The organism is Streptococcus sanguinis (assembly GCF_900475275.1).
In the GTDB taxonomy this organism is placed as follows: domain Bacteria; phylum Bacillota; class Bacilli; order Lactobacillales; family Streptococcaceae; genus Streptococcus; species Streptococcus sanguinis_N.
Map to the genome: position 1 here is coordinate 288,439 of NZ_LS483364.1, position 18,363 is coordinate 306,801.

Here is an 18,363-nt window from a genome sequence, read left to right on the forward strand (position 1 = left end):
CAGTAGATGACTCGAATCAACCTAGCTTCTCTCAAATAAGAGAGATGAATAATTTTTGACGAAAGCAGACTGCTATGAAACAGTCCATAACTACACTTAAACGCAATGTCATTATCTTCGCCATTCTCAGCAGCCTATGTGGCAGGATTGGTTATGTTGTTGATAAAGTAACTGGCCAAGCTCATTACGAAAATATCGGAACAGAGATAGGAAGCGGCTCTTTAGGGATGCTGATTTGGCTGGTAACTCCGTTAATCTGTACCATCTTTCTTCGAAGCTTTGGCGGAGACGGCTGGAAAGAGGCAGGTTTTTCCATTAATTTTAAGAATAACAAAAAATTATATCTGATTAGTTTTTTAGTCTACCCTCTTGTTACGATAATAGTGATATTCTTGGGACTGATGACACAAGGCATCAGAGTGACAGATGTGAAGGTTGAGTTCACGTCCTATCTTGGAATCTTGCTAACACAGGTCGGAACTCAATTCATAAAAAATATTTTTGAAGAATCTGTTTGGAGGGCAAATCTTACTAATCAATTAATCAAATAAAAATTATCCGATTTAAAACTATATCTACTTGTTGGCTTTATCTGGTGGATTTGGCATCTGCCTTACATTATGAAGTTTCTGTCTGAGAGAGAAATTCAAAATACCTTGCCGGTTAGAAGACTTACATTCTTCCTTATCGGAATGATAACTGTTGCATGCTGGACAGTTATGTATACAGAGATTTTTAGAATTACTAAGTCAGTATGGCCGCTAGTAATTATGCACACTATAGAGGATGCGGTTATAAATCCTTTACTGTTACTAGGATTTGTCTCGGTAGAAAAAAATCAGGCTTTCCTCTTCTCGCTTTCAGTGGGGATGATTCCAACTACTCTTTATCTACTCGTCGGCCTAGCTATACGGAAATGGAGAAAAAAACAGGAGTATGGAAAGTCGAGCTAACAGAGTAACAAAAGACGATAATGTTGATTCTTTTTTTATTTAATAGAGGTAAAGCTATCAAAAGTCTGTAAAAATGAAAAAAGTTGACATTTCAACGAGTTATGTTCTAATTTTTTTGTACATTTTCAAGTTTTTATATATGTAAATGTCAGAAAAAAGTGTATAATGGATTAGTAAATTAAATTTTAGGAGAGGATTTAATTATGAAAAAGTTGGATATTACAACTATGCCTGACTATAGGAAAGTCGAGGCTGTTGTTCAGTTGTTAGTTAATGGAACCTTAACTAGTTATCGAATTGCGACGGATGCAAACATCAGCAAGATGAGTATCCTGACCTTAACTAAAGGGACCAGCAAAATTAAGAACATTACTTATCAAACTGCGATGGCCTTAATTAATTGGTATGAAGAAAACCATGAAAAATATGGCATCACTATTCATCAAAAGGCCGCAGGATAGTCTAAAACTATGATGTAGCTCAACACTAACCCAGCTAACCATTTGGATAGCTGGGTTTTTCTATGCCTCTTAATGAGACAAGCCGTGGGCGCAGTCGAATTTAGAGGCATTGATGCAGACTGAGCGCAAGCGAAGTCTAGGTTCCGCTAAAACTTAATGGAACAAGTTTGAAGCTCAATTGAACTTAAGAGCAGCAATGCTCACTTTCTTACTTTTTTCTGTCCTTATGGGCAGATTTTTTTGACAGTCCAAGAGTGAACAGTCACCTGTGTAATTCTTGGTCCTTTTGTTGCCGCTTTCAAAATTTATAATAAATCTATAAAAAAGATGAGATTATCCCTATCTTGCGATATAGGGATAATTTTCTTATAATAGATATGAGACAATTTTTATCGTTTCTACGACTATTGTTTATCCTGTTCTGATGTCAGGACAGATTTTAGTAAAAATAAGGAGAATCCAATGTCACAATTATCAGTTAATGCCATTCGCTTTTTAGGGATTGACGCGATTGAAAAGTCTAAGTCAGGTCACCCTGGCGTAGTCATGGGTGCTGCACCGATGGCCTATGACTTGTTTACTAAACAACTTCGTATCAATCCAGAAGAGCCAAACTGGATTAACCGCGATCGCTTCGTCCTATCTGCAGGACATGGCTCTATGTTGCTTTATGCCTTGCTTCATCTGTCTGGCTTTAAAGATGTCAGCATGGATGAAATCAAAAACTTCCGCCAATGGGGTTCTAAGACACCAGGTCACCCAGAGTTTGGCCACACAGCTGGTGTTGATGCTACTACTGGCCCACTGGGACAGGGTATTTCTACAGCTACTGGATTTGCTCAGGCAGAGCGTTTCTTGGCTGCCAAGTATAATCGTGAAGGCTATCCAATTTTCGACCATTACACTTATGTCATCTGTGGTGACGGTGATTTGATGGAGGGTGTTTCAGCTGAAGCTGCTTCTTATGCTGGCCTGCAAAAGCTGGACAAGCTGGTTGTTCTCTATGATTCAAATGATATCAACCTAGATGGAGAGACTAAGGATTCCTTTACAGAAGATGTTCGCGCTCGCTATGAAGCCTATGGATGGCATACTGCCTTAGTAGAAGACGGAACAGACCTTGCAGCGATTGATGCAGCCATCAATGAAGCTAAAGCTTCCGGCAAACCATCTTTGATTGAAGTTAAGACTGTTATCGGTTACGGTTCTCCAAACAAGCAAGGAACGAATGCAGTGCACGGTGCGCCTCTGGGAACAGAAGAAGCGGAAGCTACTCGTAAAGCCTTGGGCTGGGACTATGCGCCATTTGAGATTCCTGAGGAAGTCTATGCTGACTACCGTCAAAATGTGGCAGAGCGTGGTGCAGCGGCTTACGATGCTTGGAAACAGCTAGTAGAGGACTACAAGCAAGCCCATCCAGAATTGGCAGCAGAAGTAACAGCTATCATCGCTGGTCAGGATCCAGTCGAAATCAAACCAGAAGACTTCCCAGTACTTGAAAATGGCTTCTCTCAAGCGACTCGTAATTCCAGTCAGGATGCCCTCAATGCAGCAGCTAAGGTGCTTCCAACTTTCCTTGGCGGTTCTGCTGACTTGGCTCATTCTAATATGACCTATATCAAGGAGGATGGCCTTCAAGATGATGCCCACCGTCTCAACCGCAATATCCAATTTGGTGTGCGCGAGTTTGCTATGGGAACAATTCTCAACGGTATGGCGCTTCATGGTGGACTTCGCGTTTACGGTGGTACCTTCTTCGTCTTCTCAGACTATGTCAAGGCAGCTGTCCGTTTGTCTGCCCTTCAAGGCTTACCAGTGACTTATGTTTTCACGCATGACTCTATTGCAGTTGGTGAAGATGGACCGACTCACGAGCCGATTGAGCATTTGGCTGGTCTGCGTGCTATTCCAAACCTGACTGTTTTCCGCCCAGCAGATGCGCGTGAAACTCAGGCAGCTTGGTATCTGGCCCTTAAGAGTCAATCCACTCCGACTGCTCTGGTCTTGACCCGTCAAAATCTGACAGTCGAAGAAGGCACAAACTTTGACAAGGTAGCTAAAGGAGCTTATGTCGTTTACGAAACAGGAGCAGATTTTGACACGATCTTGCTGGCTTCTGGTTCTGAGGTTAATTTAGCTGTTGCAACTGCTAAAGCACTTGCAGAAGAAGGCGCTAAAATTCGTGTGGTCAGCGTGCCATCAACAGAGCTTTTTGATGCTCAAGATGCAGCCTACAAAGAAGAAATTCTGCCAAATGCAGTTCGTCGCCGTGTAGCGATCGAGATGGCAGCTAGCCAGCCTTGGTATAAGTATGTCGGTCTGGACGGTGCAGTTATCGGAATCGACCAGTTCGGTGCATCTGCTCCAGCAGGCAAGGTGCTGGAAGAATACGGCTTTACAGTTGAACATGTAGCAGAAGTTGTTAAAAATCTTAAATAAAAAGACATAAAATCAGGGTGTTAGTCATCCTGATTTTTGCTTTTTAAAAAATGTGGTTAGGCCAGTCATGCTTCATCCGACTTGAGACGGACTTTGCCTGAAAAGTCAGAATCATCTTGTAAAAATAAGGGAAATCTGCTATAGTAGTTCATATATGACATTCGAAGGAGAAAAGATATGAATCCAATTATGCTTATTGTATTTGCGGTTGTACTGGTAGGGATGACCTATTTCCAAATGCGTGCTCAAAAGAAACAGGCTCAGCAGCGTATGGAAAGTCTTAACAAGCTGCAAAAGGGTTATGAAGTTATTACCATCGGCGGTTTGTATGGAACGATAGATGAAGTGGACACAGATAAGAAAACAGTTGTTCTGGATGTGGACGGTGTTTACCTGACCTTTGAACTGACAGCTATTAAAACTGTACTGCCATTGGCTGAGGGCATTCCTGCTGCTGCTGGCGGTGAAGGAAGCGTTGACCTTCCCGAGGAAGAATCAGCGATTGAAGAGTAAAGAAATAAACAGCTTGCGGGCTGTTTTTTGTTTTGACTCATACGTTTAGAAGGTGTCTGGTTTCAAGCTTATTCGCCTCGCAGTTTGGACAGGCTGGGTGAGTTTGGATTCTCTGGTTGACATTTTGTCCTTATTTTATATCCTCGGGTTTGAAAAAGCGGATGAATTGCCCACATTCCAAGGATTTATGATATAATGAACTGACAAAACTTTAAATAGGATAAAAAGTATGTTTAGTTTTAAGAAAAAAGAAAAGCTGAACGCGCCGCTGAATGTTCCCAAACACATTGCTGTCATTATGGACGGCAACGGCCGCTGGGCCAAAAAAAGGATGCAGCCGCGCGTGTTCGGTCATAAGGCTGGCATGGAAACACTGCAAAAGGTGACGATTGCTGCCAAGGAAATGGGTGTTCAGGTCTTGACTGTCTATGCCTTTTCAACGGAAAATTGGTCTCGGCCGGAAAAGGAAGTTTCCTTTATCATGAATCTGCCGGTTGAATTTTACGACCGCTATGTGCCGGAGCTGCACAAGAACAATGTAAAAATCCAGATGATTGGTGATACGGCTAAGCTTCCTAAGGCGACATTTGAAGCTTTGGAAAAGGCTGAAAGCCTGACCAAGCTCAATACAGGTTTGATTCTCAATTTTGCCCTAAACTACGGTGGCCGATATGAGATCAATCAGGCGGTTAAACTGATTGCTCAGGATGTTCTGGATGCTAAACTCAGTCCCGGTGACATTACTGAGGAAGTCATTGGCAACTACCTCTATACCAGCAATTTGCCCAAGATGCTGCGCGATCCAGATCTGGTGATTCGGACCAGTGGAGAGCTGCGTCTCAGCAATTTTCTGCCTTGGCAGTCAGCCTACAGTGAGCTGTATTTTACGGATATTCTCTGGCCTGACTTTGATGAGAAGGCTTTGAAGGCTGCAATTGCAGAATACAGACGTCGGAATCGACGCTTTGGCGGTGTTTAAGGGAGAAAGCAAAAGAGTATGAGTAAAAATTTACAAAAACGTCTAATCTTTGGAGGAATCGCTCTTGCTATTTTTATTCCTCTGGTATTGACAGGAGGCGTCATCTTTCAGATTTTTGTGGGGCTGCTAGCCATGCTAGCAGTGCATGAATTTCTCCAAATGAAAGGTCTTCCGACAGCGACCATCGAAGGCGTCTTAGCCATGCTGGCAGCCTTTGTCCTAACCCTGCCCCTGGAGAACTATCTGAAGTTTCTGCCTGTGGATGGCAATGTCGTGGCCTATGGCTTGGTCGTCTTCCTTCTGCTGATTTCGACTGTCCTAGGTTCCAATTACACCTTTGAAGATGCTGCCTATCCGATTGCAGCTAGTTTTTATGTCGGTCTTGGCTTTAACGCTTTGATTGATGCCCGCTTGATGAATATTGACAAGGTCCTGCTAGCTCTCTTTATCGTCTGGGCTACTGACAGTGGAGCTTATCTGGTTGGGGTGCGTTTTGGTAAAAGAAAGCTGGCGCCGAGAGTTTCTCCTAATAAGACTATTGAAGGAAGCCTGGGCGGTATTCTATCAGCCGTTCTAGTGACTGGAATCTTTATGTTGGTTCGACCGCAAGTGTACGCACCTTACAATGCCTTTGTCTTTTTAATTCTGGCAGTGCTCTTTAGTATTGCAGGCCAGCTGGGTGATTTGGTCGAAAGCTCAGTCAAGCGTCATTTCGGGGTCAAGGATTCTGGTAAATTCATTCCTGGCCACGGCGGTGTCTTGGATCGTTTTGACAGCCTTCTCTTCGTCTTTCCGCTGATGCATTTCTTCGGCTTGTTCTAAGACAGTCGTGCATGGCTGAAAGCAAGGGACGGTACGTTTGTCCAAAGACCGCACAATCTGAGAAGAAACTAGGAATTAGAGCTCAAAATTTTGAATTGAGCTTCTAACCTATTTTCAAGAGTGTCAGCTATGCAGGGGCGGGAAGCTCGGTATTTGGCCGTTTTCTGCTCCTTCTTTGATTTAAAGAAAAAATAAGATTTCTAGGAAAGGTAAAATATAGAAGTCCATGCAGTTTATAACCTTTATTATTATTTTTGGGATCATTGTGGTGGTCCATGAGTTCGGACACTTCTACTTTGCAAAGAAGTCCGGTATTTTGGTCAGAGAGTTCGCTATCGGTATGGGACCTAAGATTTTCTCCCATATTGGTAAGGACGGGACGGCCTATACGATTCGGATTTTACCCTTGGGGGGCTATGTGCGTATGGCCGGCTGGGGGGAAGACTCCACTGACATTAAGGTGGGGACACCGGCTAGTCTGACCTTGGATGCAGAGGGCAAGGTGGTTCGCATCAATCTCTCTGGCAAAAAGGTTGACCAGACAGCTCTGCCCATGAATGTGACTGGCTTTGACTTTGAGGAAAAGCTAGAAATCACAGGTCTGGTCCTTGACGAGCTCAAGACTTATGCAGTAGATCATGATGCAACGATTGTTGAAGAAGACGGCACTGAGGTGCGGATTGCACCGCTGGATGTTCAGTATCAGAATGCTAGTATCTGGGGTCGCCTCATCACCAACTTTGCTGGGCCTATGAATAACTTCATCCTGAGCGTGTTGGTATTTATGCTGCTGGCCTTTGTTCAGGGCGGCGTTCGCGATGAAAACAGCAATCATTTCCAAGTTATGGATGGCAGTGCTATAGCAGCTGCTGGGGTTCAAAATAACGACCAAATCCTTAAGATTAATGACTATAAGATTAGCAACTGGGCGGATCTAACCAGTGCTCTGGCGAAAATCACAGGCAAGAGCAAGGAAGCGCCGACCTTGTCAGTTACCTACAAGCGCGGCAGCGAAACGAAAGAGATTACCGTACAGCCAAAAAAAGACGGCAATCGTTATCTGCTAGGGGTATCCCCAACGGTCAAGACAGGCTTCTGGGACAAGGTCATTGGCGGCTTTACTGCAGCTTGGTCTACCACGGTTCGCATTTTGTCAGCTCTGAAAGATATCATCTTCAACTTCAATATCAATAAGCTGGGCGGTCCGGTCGCTATTTACAATTTCAGCAGCCAGGCAGCAGAGCAAGGCTTGCCAGCAGTCCTCAGCCTTTTGGCCATGCTGTCGCTCAATATCGGTATTTTCAACCTGATTCCTATTCCAGCCTTGGACGGCGGAAAAATCGTCCTCAATATTCTGGAGGCTATCCGCAGAAAACCGCTGAGAAGAGAAACGGAGACCTATATCACTCTGTCTGGAGTGGCTATTATGGTCGTCCTGATGATTGCCGTTACCTGGAACGATATTATGAAATTATTCTTCTAAGAGTCCGAAGCTCATAGAGCCATGAAAAAGAAATTATTCAATGAAAGTCAAGGAGTTTTGTTTTTATGAAACAAAGTAAAATGTTAATTCCAACCCTGCGTGAGATGCCTAGCGATGCTCAAGTTATCAGTCACGCTCTGATGCTGCGGGCTGGCTATGTCCGTCAGGTTTCAGCTGGGGTCTATTCTTATCTGCCGCTGGCCAATCGCGTGATTGAAAAAGCAAAAAGAATCATGCGGGAAGAGTTTGACAAGATTGGTGCAGTGGAGATGCTGGCGCCAGCCCTGCTCAGTGCAGACCTTTGGCGCGAGTCTGGCCGTTATGAGACCTATGGTGAAGACCTCTATAAGCTGAAAAATCGTGAGAAATCAGACTTTATCTTAGGGCCAACCCATGAGGAAACCTTTACAGCTATCGTTCGTGATTCGGTTAAATCCTATAAACAGCTGCCACTCAATCTCTATCAGATTCAGCCTAAATACCGTGATGAAAAGCGTCCTCGTAACGGGCTCTTGCGGACGCGTGAGTTTATCATGAAAGATGCCTACAGTTTTCACGCTAACTATGACAGCTTGGATGTGGCCTATGATGAATACAAGTCTGCCTATGAGAAAATCTTTACCCGCAGCGAGCTGGATTTCAAAGCCATTATCGGTGATGGCGGCGCCATGGGGGGTAAGGACAGCCAAGAATTCATGGCCATTACGCCAGACCGGACGGATGTGAACCGTTGGGTGGTTTTGGACAAGTCTGTAGCTAGCTTTGATGAAATTCCTGAGGATGTTCAGGAAGCTATTCGGACAGAATTGACCAGCTGGATGGTATCTGGTGAGGATACCATTGCTTATTCCAGTGAGTCCAGCTATGCTGCCAACCTTGAAATGGCGACGGATGAATACAAGCCGGCAGGACGTGTCGTGACTGATGAAGAAGTAGCCCGTGTCTCAACGCCTGACTGCAAGACCATTGACGAAGTTGCTGCTTTCCTTGGGCTGGATGAAAGCCAGACAATCAAGACCTTGGTTTACATGGCTGACGAAGCTCCTGTCGTAGCACTTTTGGTCGGCAATGACCAGCTTAATGAAGTCAAGCTGAAAAATCATTTAGCGGCGGATTTCTTTGATGTGGCGAGTGAGGATGAAGTCCGTCAGCTCTTGGGAGCAGGTTTTGGCTCACTAGGGCCAGTCAATCTGCCAGAAGGCGTGAGAATCATCGCTGATCGTAAGGTGCAAGACCTGGCTAACGCTGTGGTTGGCGCTAACGAAGATGGTTACCACTTGACCGGTGTCAATCCAGGCCGTGACTTTACCGCTGAGTATGTGGATATCCGTGAAGTTCGTGAAGGTGAGATTTCGCCAGACGGTCAAGGCATCCTCAAGTTTGCTCGAGGGATTGAGATTGGACACATCTTCAAGCTGGGAACTCGCTACTCTGACAGCATGAACGCTAATGTCTTGGACGAAAATGGCCGAGCAGTACCGCTGATTATGGGTTGCTACGGTATCGGTGTCAGCCGTCTCCTGTCCGCTGTTATGGAGCAGCACGCTCGTCTCTTTGTTAATAAAACTCCTAAGGGAGAATTCCGCTATGCTTGGGGCATTAACTTCCCGAAAGAGCTGGCACCATTTGATGTGCACCTGATTCCGGTCAATGTCAAGGACGAGGAAGCCCTGACTCTAACTGACCAAATCGAGGCTAACTTGCTGAGTGCCGGTTATGAGGTCTTGGTGGATGATCGCAATGAGCGCGCTGGTGTTAAGTTCAGCGACAGCGATTTGATTGGCCTTCCAATCCGTGTGACAGTTGGTAAGAAAGCTGCAGAAGGCATTGTCGAAGTCAAGATTAAAGCTACTGGCGATACCATTGAAGTCCACGCTGATAATTTGCTAGAAACCTTGTCTATTTTGACAAAATAAAAGCAACTGCCAGTTTTATCTGGCAGTTTTCTTTTGCTTATTGGAGGTGAAAATGCTATAGTAGGAAAAAATAGATTGGAGGACCGAATGATGGGATTATTCAGCGGTTTATTAGGCAATGCCTCTCAGAAAGATATTGAAAAAACAGAAAGACAATTAGAGGATATTCTGACAACAAAAGAGAATGTGGAACTGGCTTTTAGCCTCATTCGCGACTTGATTGTCTTTACAGATAAGCGTTTAATCTTGGTCGACAAGCAGGGAATGACTGGCAAAAAGACTTCTTATAAGTCCTTTCCATATCGCTCTATCAGTCGCTTCTCAGTGGAAACAGCCGGCCATTTTGACTTAGATGCTGAGCTGAAAATCTGGGTTTCCAGCGCTCAAGAGCCAGCAGAAGTCCTGCAATTTACCAGCGATCGCAGCGTCATCGCCATCCAAAAAGCCTTGGCAGAAGCAGTGTTAAGATAGACAAAAAAAGCCTTCTGAGCATTAACTGTAAAGTTAAATCACTCAGAAGGCTTTTTTATTCTTCTTTAAGTCCTTGCCCCTTCAAAAAATCAAAGACAACATCTGGTTTATCTTGGAGTTTTTTGAAGAAAGTTTGACTGCTTTCAGAGTCACCTGCTGACTGAATCAGTTGTTCTTGATCTATTTTGCTGAGGTCAAAGTCAAAAATGGCTATAGCTTTTTTCTTGTCTTCGGAAATCTCAACGTGAATTTCAAGCCCTTTTAGCTTTTCTTGATCTTCAATCATGGGACTTTTCTTAAGATCTTCTCTATAGATTTTTGTTAGTTCTTCGACGCTCATTTTTTGATTTTCTTCAGGGATGGCCTGGCTGGAAATAAGCTGGAAAGATAGGATCTTGTCTTTAGTATAGAAAAGTTTAACTGAATTAGTATAATACTCATCGATTTTATTAGAAAAAGTTTTCGTCTTTGTCTTTTCTTCTTTGGTTTTGCTTTGATTCTGATTTTGCTTGGGTTTGTTTTCTTGCTTATGCTGATTAGGCATACTGCAGGCAGTCAGGGTCAGCAGACAAGCGCTGGCTAATAGAATTTTCTTCACAATTAAGACTCCTTTTGATAAATGTTCTGTTCTATTATATCATAACTTAGTGTCAAGAAGAATGCATTGACAATTGTGTAGGAGTCGCGCTTTGCCCTACTCTTTTTCTGTCGAAAAAAGTGCTGATTTATGGTAAAATAGGGTCACTACTGTACGAGGAAATGTCATGTCAAACAAGTTTGAAATTTTAATGAATCAGCTAGATATGCCACTGGAAATGAGAAATTCAGAGGCCTTTTTGAATGCTGAAATTGAGAAGGTTCTGGTCCACAAGGTCAGTCGGGTCTGGGAGTTTCATTTTTCTTTTGCGAATATTCTGCCCATTGAGATTTTTCGGGAATTGCAGAAGCGCTTAGCTCAAGAGTTTTCTAAGACGGGTAATCAGGCTGTTTTTGAAATTCACTGTCAGGCTCCTCAGGTATCGGATGAGCTCTTGCAGGCTTATTACCAGCTGGCCTTTGAGGAAGGTCCATGTGCCAGTCATGGCTTTAAAAGCCTGTATCAGGATTTGCGGGTTCATTTGGATGGGGACAAGCTGCTGATTGAGGGGGCTTCGACCATTGATACGGAGCATTTTCGCAAGAATCACCTGCCCAATCTCAGCCAGCAGCTGGTCAAGTACGGCTTTCCTCAGCTGACCTGTCTGGTTCAGCACAGCGATGAGCTGACCCAGCAGCAAGCGGAGAATTTCCAAGCGGAGAATGACAAGATTGTCCAGGCGGCCAATGAAGAAGCGCTCAAAGCCATGGAATCCCTCCAGCAGATGGCACCGCCGCCGGAGGAAAAGCCAGCCTATGACTTCCAAGCTCGCAAGGCTGCGGCTAAACCAAAGCTGGACAAGGCAGAGATTACCCCTATGATTGAAGTTCAGACTGAGGAAAACCGTCTGGTCTTCGAGGGAATGGTCTTTGATCTGGAGCAGAAAGTTACTCGGACCGGTCGAGTCCTGCTCAATTTCAAAATGACAGATTACACTTCCAGCTTTTCCTTGCAGAAATGGATGAAAAACGAAGAAGAAGCCAAGAAGTTTGACATGATTAAGAAAGGTGCCTGGCTGCGCGTGCGCGGAAATGTCGAGATGAACAACTTCACTCGTGACCTGACCATGAATGTACAGGATGTGCAGGAAGTTACCCACTATGAGCGCAAGGATTTGATGCCTGAGGGCCAGAAGCGGGTTGAGTTTCACGCCCATACCAATATGTCTACTATGGATGCCTTGCCTGAGGTGGAGGAAATCGTGGCAACGGCCGCCAAGTGGGGCCACAAGGCTGTCGCCATTACCGACCATGGCAATGTGCAGAGCTTTCCCCATGGCTACAAAGCTGCTAAGAAAGCTGGTATTCAGCTGATTTACGGTATGGAGGCTAATATTGTCGAAGACCGGGTGCCCATCGTCTACAATGAAGTGGACATGGAGCTGAGCGATGCGACCTATGTGGTCTTTGACGTGGAAACAACAGGGCTTTCAGCGGTTTACAATGACTTGATTCAGGTCGCTGCCAGCAAGATGCACAAGGGTAATATCGTCGCTGAGTTTGATGAGTTTATCAATCCTGGGCATCCTCTGTCGGCCTTTACGACGGACTTGACCGGGATTACAGATGAGCATGTCCGCAATGCCAAACCGCTAGAGCAAGTTCTGAAAGAGTTTCAGGAATTTTGCCAGGACAGTGTCCTCGTTGCCCATAATGCCACCTTTGACGTGGGTTTTATGAATGTCAACTATGAGCGGCATGGCTTGCCGAAAATCACTCAGCCAGTTATTGACACGCTGGAATTTGCCCGCAACCTCTATCCGGAGTACAAGCGCCATGGTCTGGGGCCTTTGACCAAGCGTTTCCAGATTGCTCTGGAGCACCACCACATGGCCAACTATGACGCGGAAGCGACGGGTCGTCTCCTCTTTATCTTTATCAAGGATGTGGCTGAAAAGCATGGTGTGACAAATCTCAAGGATTTGAATACGGATCTGGTCGATGAGAATTCTTACAAGAAGGCTCGGGTCAAGCATGCGACTATTTATGTGAAAAATCAAACGGGGCTCAAGAATATTTTCAAGTTAGTCAGTCTGTCCAATACCAAGTATTTCGAAGGTGTCCCACGGATTCCACGGACCGTGCTGGATGCCCATCGTGAAGGTTTGATTTTAGGCTCAGCCTGCTCAGAAGGCGAAGTCTATGACGCCGTTGTCTCTCAGGGGGTGGATGCGGCTGTCGAAGTAGCCAAGTATTATGACTTTATCGAGGTTATGCCGCCGGCTATCTATGAGCCACTGATTGCCAAGGAGCAGATCAAGGACCAGGAAGAACTGCAGACCATTATTCGCAATCTGATTGAGGTCGGAGATCGTTTGGGCAAGCCTGTTCTTGCGACGGGGAACGTCCACTATATCGAGCCGGAAGAAGAAATCTATCGTGAAATTATCGTCCGGAGTCTGGGTCAGGGAGCCATGATTAACCGGACTATTGGTCACGGTGAAAATGCTCGGCCGGCACCGCTTCCTAAGGCTCACTTCCGGACCACCAATGAGATGCTGGACGAATTTGCCTTTCTAGGCGAGGACTTGGCTAAGAAGCTGGTCATCACCAATCCGAATCAGCTGGCGGAGACCTTTGAGCCGGTCGAGGTAGTCAAAGGCGATCTCTATACGCCTTTCATTGACAAGGCTGAGGAGACGGTTGCCGAGCTGACCTATCAAAAGGCTTTTGAGATTTATGGCAATCCGCTACCGGATATCGTGGACTTGCGAATTGAAAAAGAGCTGACCTCCATCTTGGGGAATGGCTTTGCCGTAATTTACCTGGCTTCGCAGATGCTGGTACAACGCTCCAACGAGCGGGGCTATCTGGTAGGTTCGCGGGGGTCTGTCGGATCCAGCTTTGTCGCGACCATGATTGGGATTACCGAGGTTAATCCTCTGTCGCCCCACTATGTCTGTGGAAAATGCCAATACAGCGAGTTTATCACAGATGGCTCCTATGGTTCAGGCTTTGATATGCCGGATAAGGACTGTCCAGAGTGCGGCCACAAGCTGAGCAAGAACGGTCAGGATATTCCATTTGAGACCTTCCTTGGATTTGACGGGGACAAGGTACCCGATATTGATTTGAACTTCTCGGGAGAAGATCAGCCTAGCGCCCACTTGGACGTACGGGATATCTTTGGTGAGGAATATGCCTTTCGTGCAGGAACGGTTGGTACGGTGGCTGCTAAGACTGCCTATGGATTTGTCAAGGGTTACGAGCGCGACTACGGGAAGTTCTACCGAGACGCCGAAGTTGAGCGTCTGGCGCAGGGAGCGGCCGGAGTCAAGCGGACAACTGGACAACACCCGGGCGGAATCGTTGTTATCCCTAACTACATGGATGTTTATGACTTTACACCGGTCCAATATCCAGCTGACGATGTGACGGCCGAGTGGCAGACCACCCACTTTAACTTCCACGATATCGATGAAAATGTACTCAAGCTAGACGTTCTGGGACACGATGATCCGACTATGATTCGGAAGCTTCAGGACTTGTCTGGCATTGATCCAAATGACATTCCTATGGATGATGCCGGCGTCATGGCCCTCTTTTCTGGGACAGATATTCTGGGTGTGACTCAGGAGCAAATCGGCACGCCGACTGGTATGCTGGGAATTCCGGAGTTTGGAACCAATTTTGTACGGGGCATGGTTGATGAGACCCATCCGACGACCTTTGCGGAGCTCTTACAGCTATCTGGTCTCTCTCATGGTACGGATGTTTGGCTAGGCAATGCTCAAGACTTGATTAAGCAAGGGATTGCGGACCTGTCCACCGTTATCGGTTGTCGGGACGACATCATGGTTTACCTCATGCACAAGGGGTTGGATCCGAAGATGGCCTTTACGATTATGGAGCGCGTGCGGAAGGGCCTTTGGCTGAAGATTTCTGAAGAAGAGCGTAACGGCTACATCGCAGCCATGAAGGAAAACAATGTGCCAGAGTGGTACATTGAGTCCTGTGGAAAGATCAAGTACATGTTCCCCAAGGCCCATGCGGCAGCCTATGTTATGATGGCCCTGCGGGTGGCCTATTTCAAGGTGCATCATCCGATTTATTACTACTGTGCTTATTTCTCCATCCGGGCTAAGGCCTTTGACATCAAGACCATGAGTGGTGGACTTGATGCCGTCAAGCGTCGGATGAACGAAATCGCTGAGAAACGTAAGAACAACGAAGCCTCCAATGTAGAAATTGACCTTTATACAACTCTGGAAATCGTCAATGAAATGCTGGAGCGGGGCTTCAAATTCGGGAAGCTGGATCTCTACAAGAGCCACGCGACTGAGTTTCTCATCGAAGGGGATACCCTTATCCCACCATTCTCTGCTATGGACGGTCTGGGTGACAATGTTGCCCGCCAAGTGGTCAGGGCGCGGGAAGAAGGCGAATTCCTTTCCAAGACAGAGCTCCGCAAACGGGGCGGCCTCTCAAGCACCCTAGTCGAAAAAATGGACGACATGGGAATCTTAGGCAATATGCCTGAGGATAACCAGTTGAGTTTGTTTGATGAGTTTTTCTAAAATAATTCAAAAAAAGTTAAAAGATGGACGAATTTTGTCCATCTTTTTTGCTATATTTATTTTAGTAAATAGTAGATGGGGGAAGAAATGTTTTTTTATCAAATAGAATTTAGCAAAATGAATAAAAATATTAAAGAAGTAGATGAGAATTTTATACAAGAAAATCAATTGTTTTATTGTTTCAAAAGTCAAACATGTCTTTACGTTGTTGGAGTAACAGAACATACCAAAGAGGATTTGTTTGATAAGCTAAAAACTTTGGGGGTTAATGATGAGGAATACACTGATTTTAAAGTTAAATCTATTAGTAAAAGCGAATATTTAAAGGAGGTGGGGAACAAGTATTCAGCTCAAATAGGTCAGCTTTTTCTTCATTCAGATGAAAGAGAGTTTTCAAATTCTGATGGCTTTGCTATTACTGATTTAGAATGGGATGGCTTAAATATTATAGGTTTGAATGAATTTCAAGAGTATGTTTTAAAACTAAAAAAGTTTTTAAATAATCAAAAAGAAAAAGTGCTTGTTGAAAATCAGTTTTTAATTTTCAAAGGTTCTTTAGGAACTGGTAAAAAATTTGCTATAAAATATTTGATGAAATTGTTAAATGTCAAGTCTAAGACTATTTTGAAAGATGGATTTTCAACTAAATTTGATTCAGAACAGCGTTTAGTGATAATAAAGGACTATTCAACTATGCATCCTAGAAAAAAAGAGGAATTTAAAAATAATATTTTAGAAACAGGGGGAGGAAGAGTATATATTTTTTTGGCAGAGTCAGATAGTATAGCTTATGAAATATCTAGAGAATTTCTTCCTATATTTCATGTCGTTTATGAATTAAATTTTCCTCCCTACTCATATAACGAACTTGTTAATATTATAAAGTTTCGCTTAGGGGATTATGGTTATCATTTAGAAGAAGATCTAATAAAACTACTTTCAAATCACAATTGTCTTACAAATAGTTACGATAGTTGTTATTTTGCTCAAAAGATTATTGAATATAATGTAATAGAAAGTAATTTGAGTAATGGGAAACAAAGTATTTCTTTGCCGTCGGATCTGTTTTGTATGAAAGGTTGCAACAATCCATTAGCCACAAATTCTAATACTTTGAAGGAGCTAGACCGTTTGGTTGGCTTATCTACTGTTAAAAATCTGATTCATAGAATTTTAGCTTATTTTTCTATATCTCAAAGAAGGCATGAAATAAAATCTTCACTCGTTCGGCCGTCTATGCACTTTATGTTTTCTGGAGCATCTGGCACTGGAAAAACAATCGTTGCTAGATTGTTGACAAAAATTTTTTATGAACATGGTATTATTAAATCAAACGTTTTGATTGAAGTAGGTCGCTCAGATTTAATTGGTGAATATGTTGGCCAAACAGCTCCAAAGGTTAAAAGATTATTTGATAATGCAAAAGGCGGTATTTTGTTTATTGATGAGGCCTATAGTCTAATTCCACAAGGTGAGCGTGATTTTGCTAATGAAGCTATTCCTACAATTATTCAGGAAATGGAAAATAATAGAAATGATGTCATTGTGATTTTCGCTGGTTATACAGAAATGATGGAGGAATTTTTAAACATCAATCCAGGTTTAGCTTCTAGAATTAGTAGAAAAATTCATTTTGAAAATTATAGCAAGTATGAGCTGTATGACATACTGATTCTAGTGGCTGCTCAACAAGGTTATCTAATTGATAAGAAATGCAAAACTATCCTCCTGACTCATTTTGAAAAATGTCTTTGCTCAGAAAGTTTTGGTAATGCTCGTTATGTCAGAAAACTATTTGAGTTAGTTTTATATATTCAGGCGGAGCGACTGATGAAAGAAGAGATAGTATCAGATCTAACTGATGCAGAGTTGAGCTATTTGTCTTACATAGATTTTGAAAAAGCAATACACGATTTAGAGAAAAAAGAAAATAACTTAAAAATAATAGGATTCAGGACAGATATATAGAATATTCATGTTATAATATAGGGAAAGAGGAGGTTTTATGAACGATCAAGAACGTATTTTATCCATTTTGTTACGTTTGCAATCAGGAGCTCATCTATCAAAAAATCAATTAAGTGATGAGTTTGAGGTTAGTGCAAAAACGATTCAGAGAGATTTCTCTTTATTAGGTGATTTTTTAATGACTCAGCCCATGATTGCAGCTGAGTTGGCATACGATTCAAAATATCATACAAGATATTTAAAAGGAAAATCACTTTTTAATAAAAAAGATATTTTAATAATTTCTAAGATTTTATTAGAAAATAGAGCTTTAAATAAAGTAGAAAATGAGGACTTGTTAAAAAGTTTGTTGGGGCTTGTTTCAAAAGAGGAACAAAAAGAAATAGAAATGATTATCAACAGCGAAAGACTGAACTATGCTCCGATTACAGACGAGCAAAATCGTATTCAAAAGATTTGGGAATGGTCAGAAATGATTCGCAAGGAGAAGGTGCTAGAAATTGTCTACAAGAGTCCCTATCAAGATAAAAAAGAACATTTAATTTTTCCAGTTTCTCTGTATTATGATATTCATTATTTTTATATTGTTGCTTACAATCTTAAGAATGAGCATTATATGACCTTGCGTTTGGACAGAATCCAGACTTGGAAGTCCACAAAGGAATCTAAACCCAACATCTCCTATGGCAGAAAATTCAGGGATGGAGATATTCGTAATCAGCGAGTAGACGCTTTTTTAGGAAGAAAGATAACAGTTGAATTGGAATTCTGTTATGATCCGACTATTGTCTTAGACCAATTTCCTAATGCACAGTGTTTATCTGCCGACGAAGGATGGACACGGTTTAAATTTGAAAGTCAATATACACCTGGTCTTAAACGTTGGCTACTCAGTCAAGGAGAAGCAGTGAGAATTTTGTCGCCACAGTCTTTAGTTGATGATATTCGGAAGACGATGAAAGAAATTTTAGGCTACTATCAATAAATATTTTTGATATTTGAACTTGAGTGGACATAAAATGTCCACCGAAAGGTGTAGAATTTATATATTAAGAAATAAAGGAGACAAAAATGATTGAATGGATTGTAGTTGATAGGTTTGGTAATCAAATCGCAGGACCATTTTTTGATAAAATAGCAGCAGAAAACGTTGCAAAAGCAATTCCTAATGCTACTATTATTCCAAAGCATTAATGGACCAAAGA

Annotated in this window: 15 protein-coding genes; 14 read left to right on the plus strand and 1 reads right to left on the minus strand. The window is 43.2% G+C overall.

Going from position 1 to position 18,363, the window contains the following annotated elements; all coding sequences use genetic code 11:
* Nucleotides 1–74: 74 nt before the first annotated feature.
* The 10 genes from DQM55_RS11715 (at nucleotide 75) to DQM55_RS01605 (ending at nucleotide 10,037) form a co-directional block, all read left to right on the plus strand.
* Complete coding sequence (locus DQM55_RS11715) at nucleotides 75–551, plus strand: CAAX amino terminal protease (RefSeq protein WP_172454699.1); 477 nt, start codon at nucleotides 75–77, stop codon at nucleotides 549–551.
* A 69-nt stretch (nucleotides 552–620) separates the two neighbouring features.
* Nucleotides 621–953 (plus strand): CAAX protease, encoded by a 333-nt coding sequence (locus DQM55_RS11875; RefSeq protein ID WP_331813026.1) that lies wholly within the window; start codon nucleotides 621–623, stop codon nucleotides 951–953.
* A gap of 203 nt (nucleotides 954–1,156) precedes the next feature.
* Nucleotides 1,157–1,414: a hypothetical protein gene (locus DQM55_RS01570; RefSeq protein ID WP_002893837.1), complete on the plus strand. Its 258-nt coding sequence runs from the start codon at nucleotides 1,157–1,159 to the stop codon at nucleotides 1,412–1,414.
* Between the two features lie 462 nt (nucleotides 1,415–1,876).
* Nucleotides 1,877–3,853, plus strand: coding sequence for a transketolase (tkt, locus tag DQM55_RS01575; RefSeq protein WP_111675263.1), 1,977 nt, complete (start codon nucleotides 1,877–1,879; stop codon nucleotides 3,851–3,853).
* 177 nt (nucleotides 3,854–4,030) lie between these two features.
* Nucleotides 4,031–4,366 (plus strand): preprotein translocase subunit YajC, encoded by a 336-nt coding sequence (yajC, locus tag DQM55_RS01580; RefSeq protein WP_004193487.1) that lies wholly within the window; start codon nucleotides 4,031–4,033, stop codon nucleotides 4,364–4,366.
* Nucleotides 4,367–4,595: 229 nt separating this feature from the next.
* A complete protein-coding gene (locus DQM55_RS01585) occupies nucleotides 4,596–5,345 on the plus strand; it encodes an isoprenyl transferase (RefSeq protein WP_111675264.1) in 750 nt (249 codons plus the stop codon).
* Between the two features lie 18 nt (nucleotides 5,346–5,363).
* Nucleotides 5,364–6,167 carry a phosphatidate cytidylyltransferase gene (locus DQM55_RS01590; RefSeq protein ID WP_111675265.1) on the plus strand — a complete coding sequence of 268 codons (804 nt, stop codon included), beginning with the start codon at nucleotides 5,364–5,366 and terminating at the stop codon, nucleotides 6,165–6,167.
* A 226-nt stretch (nucleotides 6,168–6,393) separates the two neighbouring features.
* A complete protein-coding gene (gene rseP, locus DQM55_RS01595) occupies nucleotides 6,394–7,650 on the plus strand; it encodes an RIP metalloprotease RseP (protein ID WP_111675266.1) in 1,257 nt (418 codons plus the stop codon).
* Nucleotides 7,651–7,715: 65 nt separating this feature from the next.
* Nucleotides 7,716–9,566, plus strand: coding sequence for a proline--tRNA ligase (locus tag DQM55_RS01600; protein ID WP_111675267.1), 1,851 nt, complete (start codon nucleotides 7,716–7,718; stop codon nucleotides 9,564–9,566).
* A 90-nt stretch (nucleotides 9,567–9,656) separates the two neighbouring features.
* Nucleotides 9,657–10,037 carry a PH domain-containing protein gene (locus DQM55_RS01605; protein WP_111676906.1) on the plus strand — a complete coding sequence of 127 codons (381 nt, stop codon included), beginning with the start codon at nucleotides 9,657–9,659 and terminating at the stop codon, nucleotides 10,035–10,037.
* Nucleotides 10,038–10,092: 55 nt separating this feature from the next.
* On the opposite strand, the gene DQM55_RS01610 is transcribed toward DQM55_RS01605, so the two are convergent.
* Nucleotides 10,093–10,635: a DUF1307 domain-containing protein gene (locus DQM55_RS01610; protein ID WP_111675268.1), complete on the minus strand. Its 543-nt coding sequence runs from the start codon at nucleotides 10,633–10,635 to the stop codon at nucleotides 10,093–10,095.
* A gap of 166 nt (nucleotides 10,636–10,801) precedes the next feature.
* Between DQM55_RS01610 and DQM55_RS01615 the strand changes: the two genes are divergently transcribed.
* The 4 genes from DQM55_RS01615 (at nucleotide 10,802) to DQM55_RS11860 (ending at nucleotide 18,352) form a co-directional block, all read left to right on the plus strand.
* Nucleotides 10,802–15,190: a PolC-type DNA polymerase III gene (locus DQM55_RS01615; protein ID WP_111675269.1), complete on the plus strand. Its 4,389-nt coding sequence runs from the start codon at nucleotides 10,802–10,804 to the stop codon at nucleotides 15,188–15,190.
* A 75-nt stretch (nucleotides 15,191–15,265) separates the two neighbouring features.
* Nucleotides 15,266–17,158 carry an AAA family ATPase gene (locus DQM55_RS01620; RefSeq protein WP_111675270.1) on the plus strand — a complete coding sequence of 631 codons (1,893 nt, stop codon included), beginning with the start codon at nucleotides 15,266–15,268 and terminating at the stop codon, nucleotides 17,156–17,158.
* 37 nt (nucleotides 17,159–17,195) lie between these two features.
* Entirely contained in the window at nucleotides 17,196–18,143 is a 948-nt protein-coding gene (locus DQM55_RS01625) for a helix-turn-helix transcriptional regulator (RefSeq protein ID WP_111675271.1), read from the plus strand.
* An 86-nt stretch (nucleotides 18,144–18,229) separates the two neighbouring features.
* Nucleotides 18,230–18,352: a hypothetical protein gene (locus DQM55_RS11860; RefSeq protein ID WP_002893824.1), complete on the plus strand. Its 123-nt coding sequence runs from the start codon at nucleotides 18,230–18,232 to the stop codon at nucleotides 18,350–18,352.
* Nucleotides 18,353–18,363: the final 11 nt, after the last annotated feature.

Excerpts from the sequence above, each read along its gene's own strand:
- DQM55_RS11715 (WP_172454699.1), top strand. The coding sequence starts at position 75 with ATGAAACAGTCCATAACTACACTTAAACGCAATGTCATTATCTTCGCC.
- DQM55_RS11875 (WP_331813026.1), top strand. The coding sequence starts at position 621 with ATGAAGTTTCTGTCTGAGAGAGAAATTCAAAATACCTTGCCGGTTAGA.
- DQM55_RS01570 (WP_002893837.1), top strand. The coding sequence starts at position 1,157 with ATGAAAAAGTTGGATATTACAACTATGCCTGACTATAGGAAAGTCGAG.
- tkt (WP_111675263.1), top strand. The coding sequence starts at position 1,877 with ATGTCACAATTATCAGTTAATGCCATTCGCTTTTTAGGGATTGACGCG.
- yajC (WP_004193487.1), top strand. The coding sequence starts at position 4,031 with ATGAATCCAATTATGCTTATTGTATTTGCGGTTGTACTGGTAGGGATG.
- DQM55_RS01585 (WP_111675264.1), top strand. The coding sequence starts at position 4,596 with ATGTTTAGTTTTAAGAAAAAAGAAAAGCTGAACGCGCCGCTGAATGTT.
- DQM55_RS01590 (WP_111675265.1), top strand. The coding sequence starts at position 5,364 with ATGAGTAAAAATTTACAAAAACGTCTAATCTTTGGAGGAATCGCTCTT.
- rseP (WP_111675266.1), top strand. The coding sequence starts at position 6,394 with ATGCAGTTTATAACCTTTATTATTATTTTTGGGATCATTGTGGTGGTC.
- DQM55_RS01600 (WP_111675267.1), top strand. The coding sequence starts at position 7,716 with ATGAAACAAAGTAAAATGTTAATTCCAACCCTGCGTGAGATGCCTAGC.
- DQM55_RS01605 (WP_111676906.1), top strand. The coding sequence starts at position 9,657 with ATGGGATTATTCAGCGGTTTATTAGGCAATGCCTCTCAGAAAGATATT.
- DQM55_RS01615 (WP_111675269.1), top strand. The coding sequence starts at position 10,802 with ATGTCAAACAAGTTTGAAATTTTAATGAATCAGCTAGATATGCCACTG.
- DQM55_RS01620 (WP_111675270.1), top strand. The coding sequence starts at position 15,266 with ATGGGGGAAGAAATGTTTTTTTATCAAATAGAATTTAGCAAAATGAAT.
- DQM55_RS01625 (WP_111675271.1), top strand. The coding sequence starts at position 17,196 with ATGAACGATCAAGAACGTATTTTATCCATTTTGTTACGTTTGCAATCA.
- DQM55_RS11860 (WP_002893824.1), top strand. The coding sequence starts at position 18,230 with ATGATTGAATGGATTGTAGTTGATAGGTTTGGTAATCAAATCGCAGGA.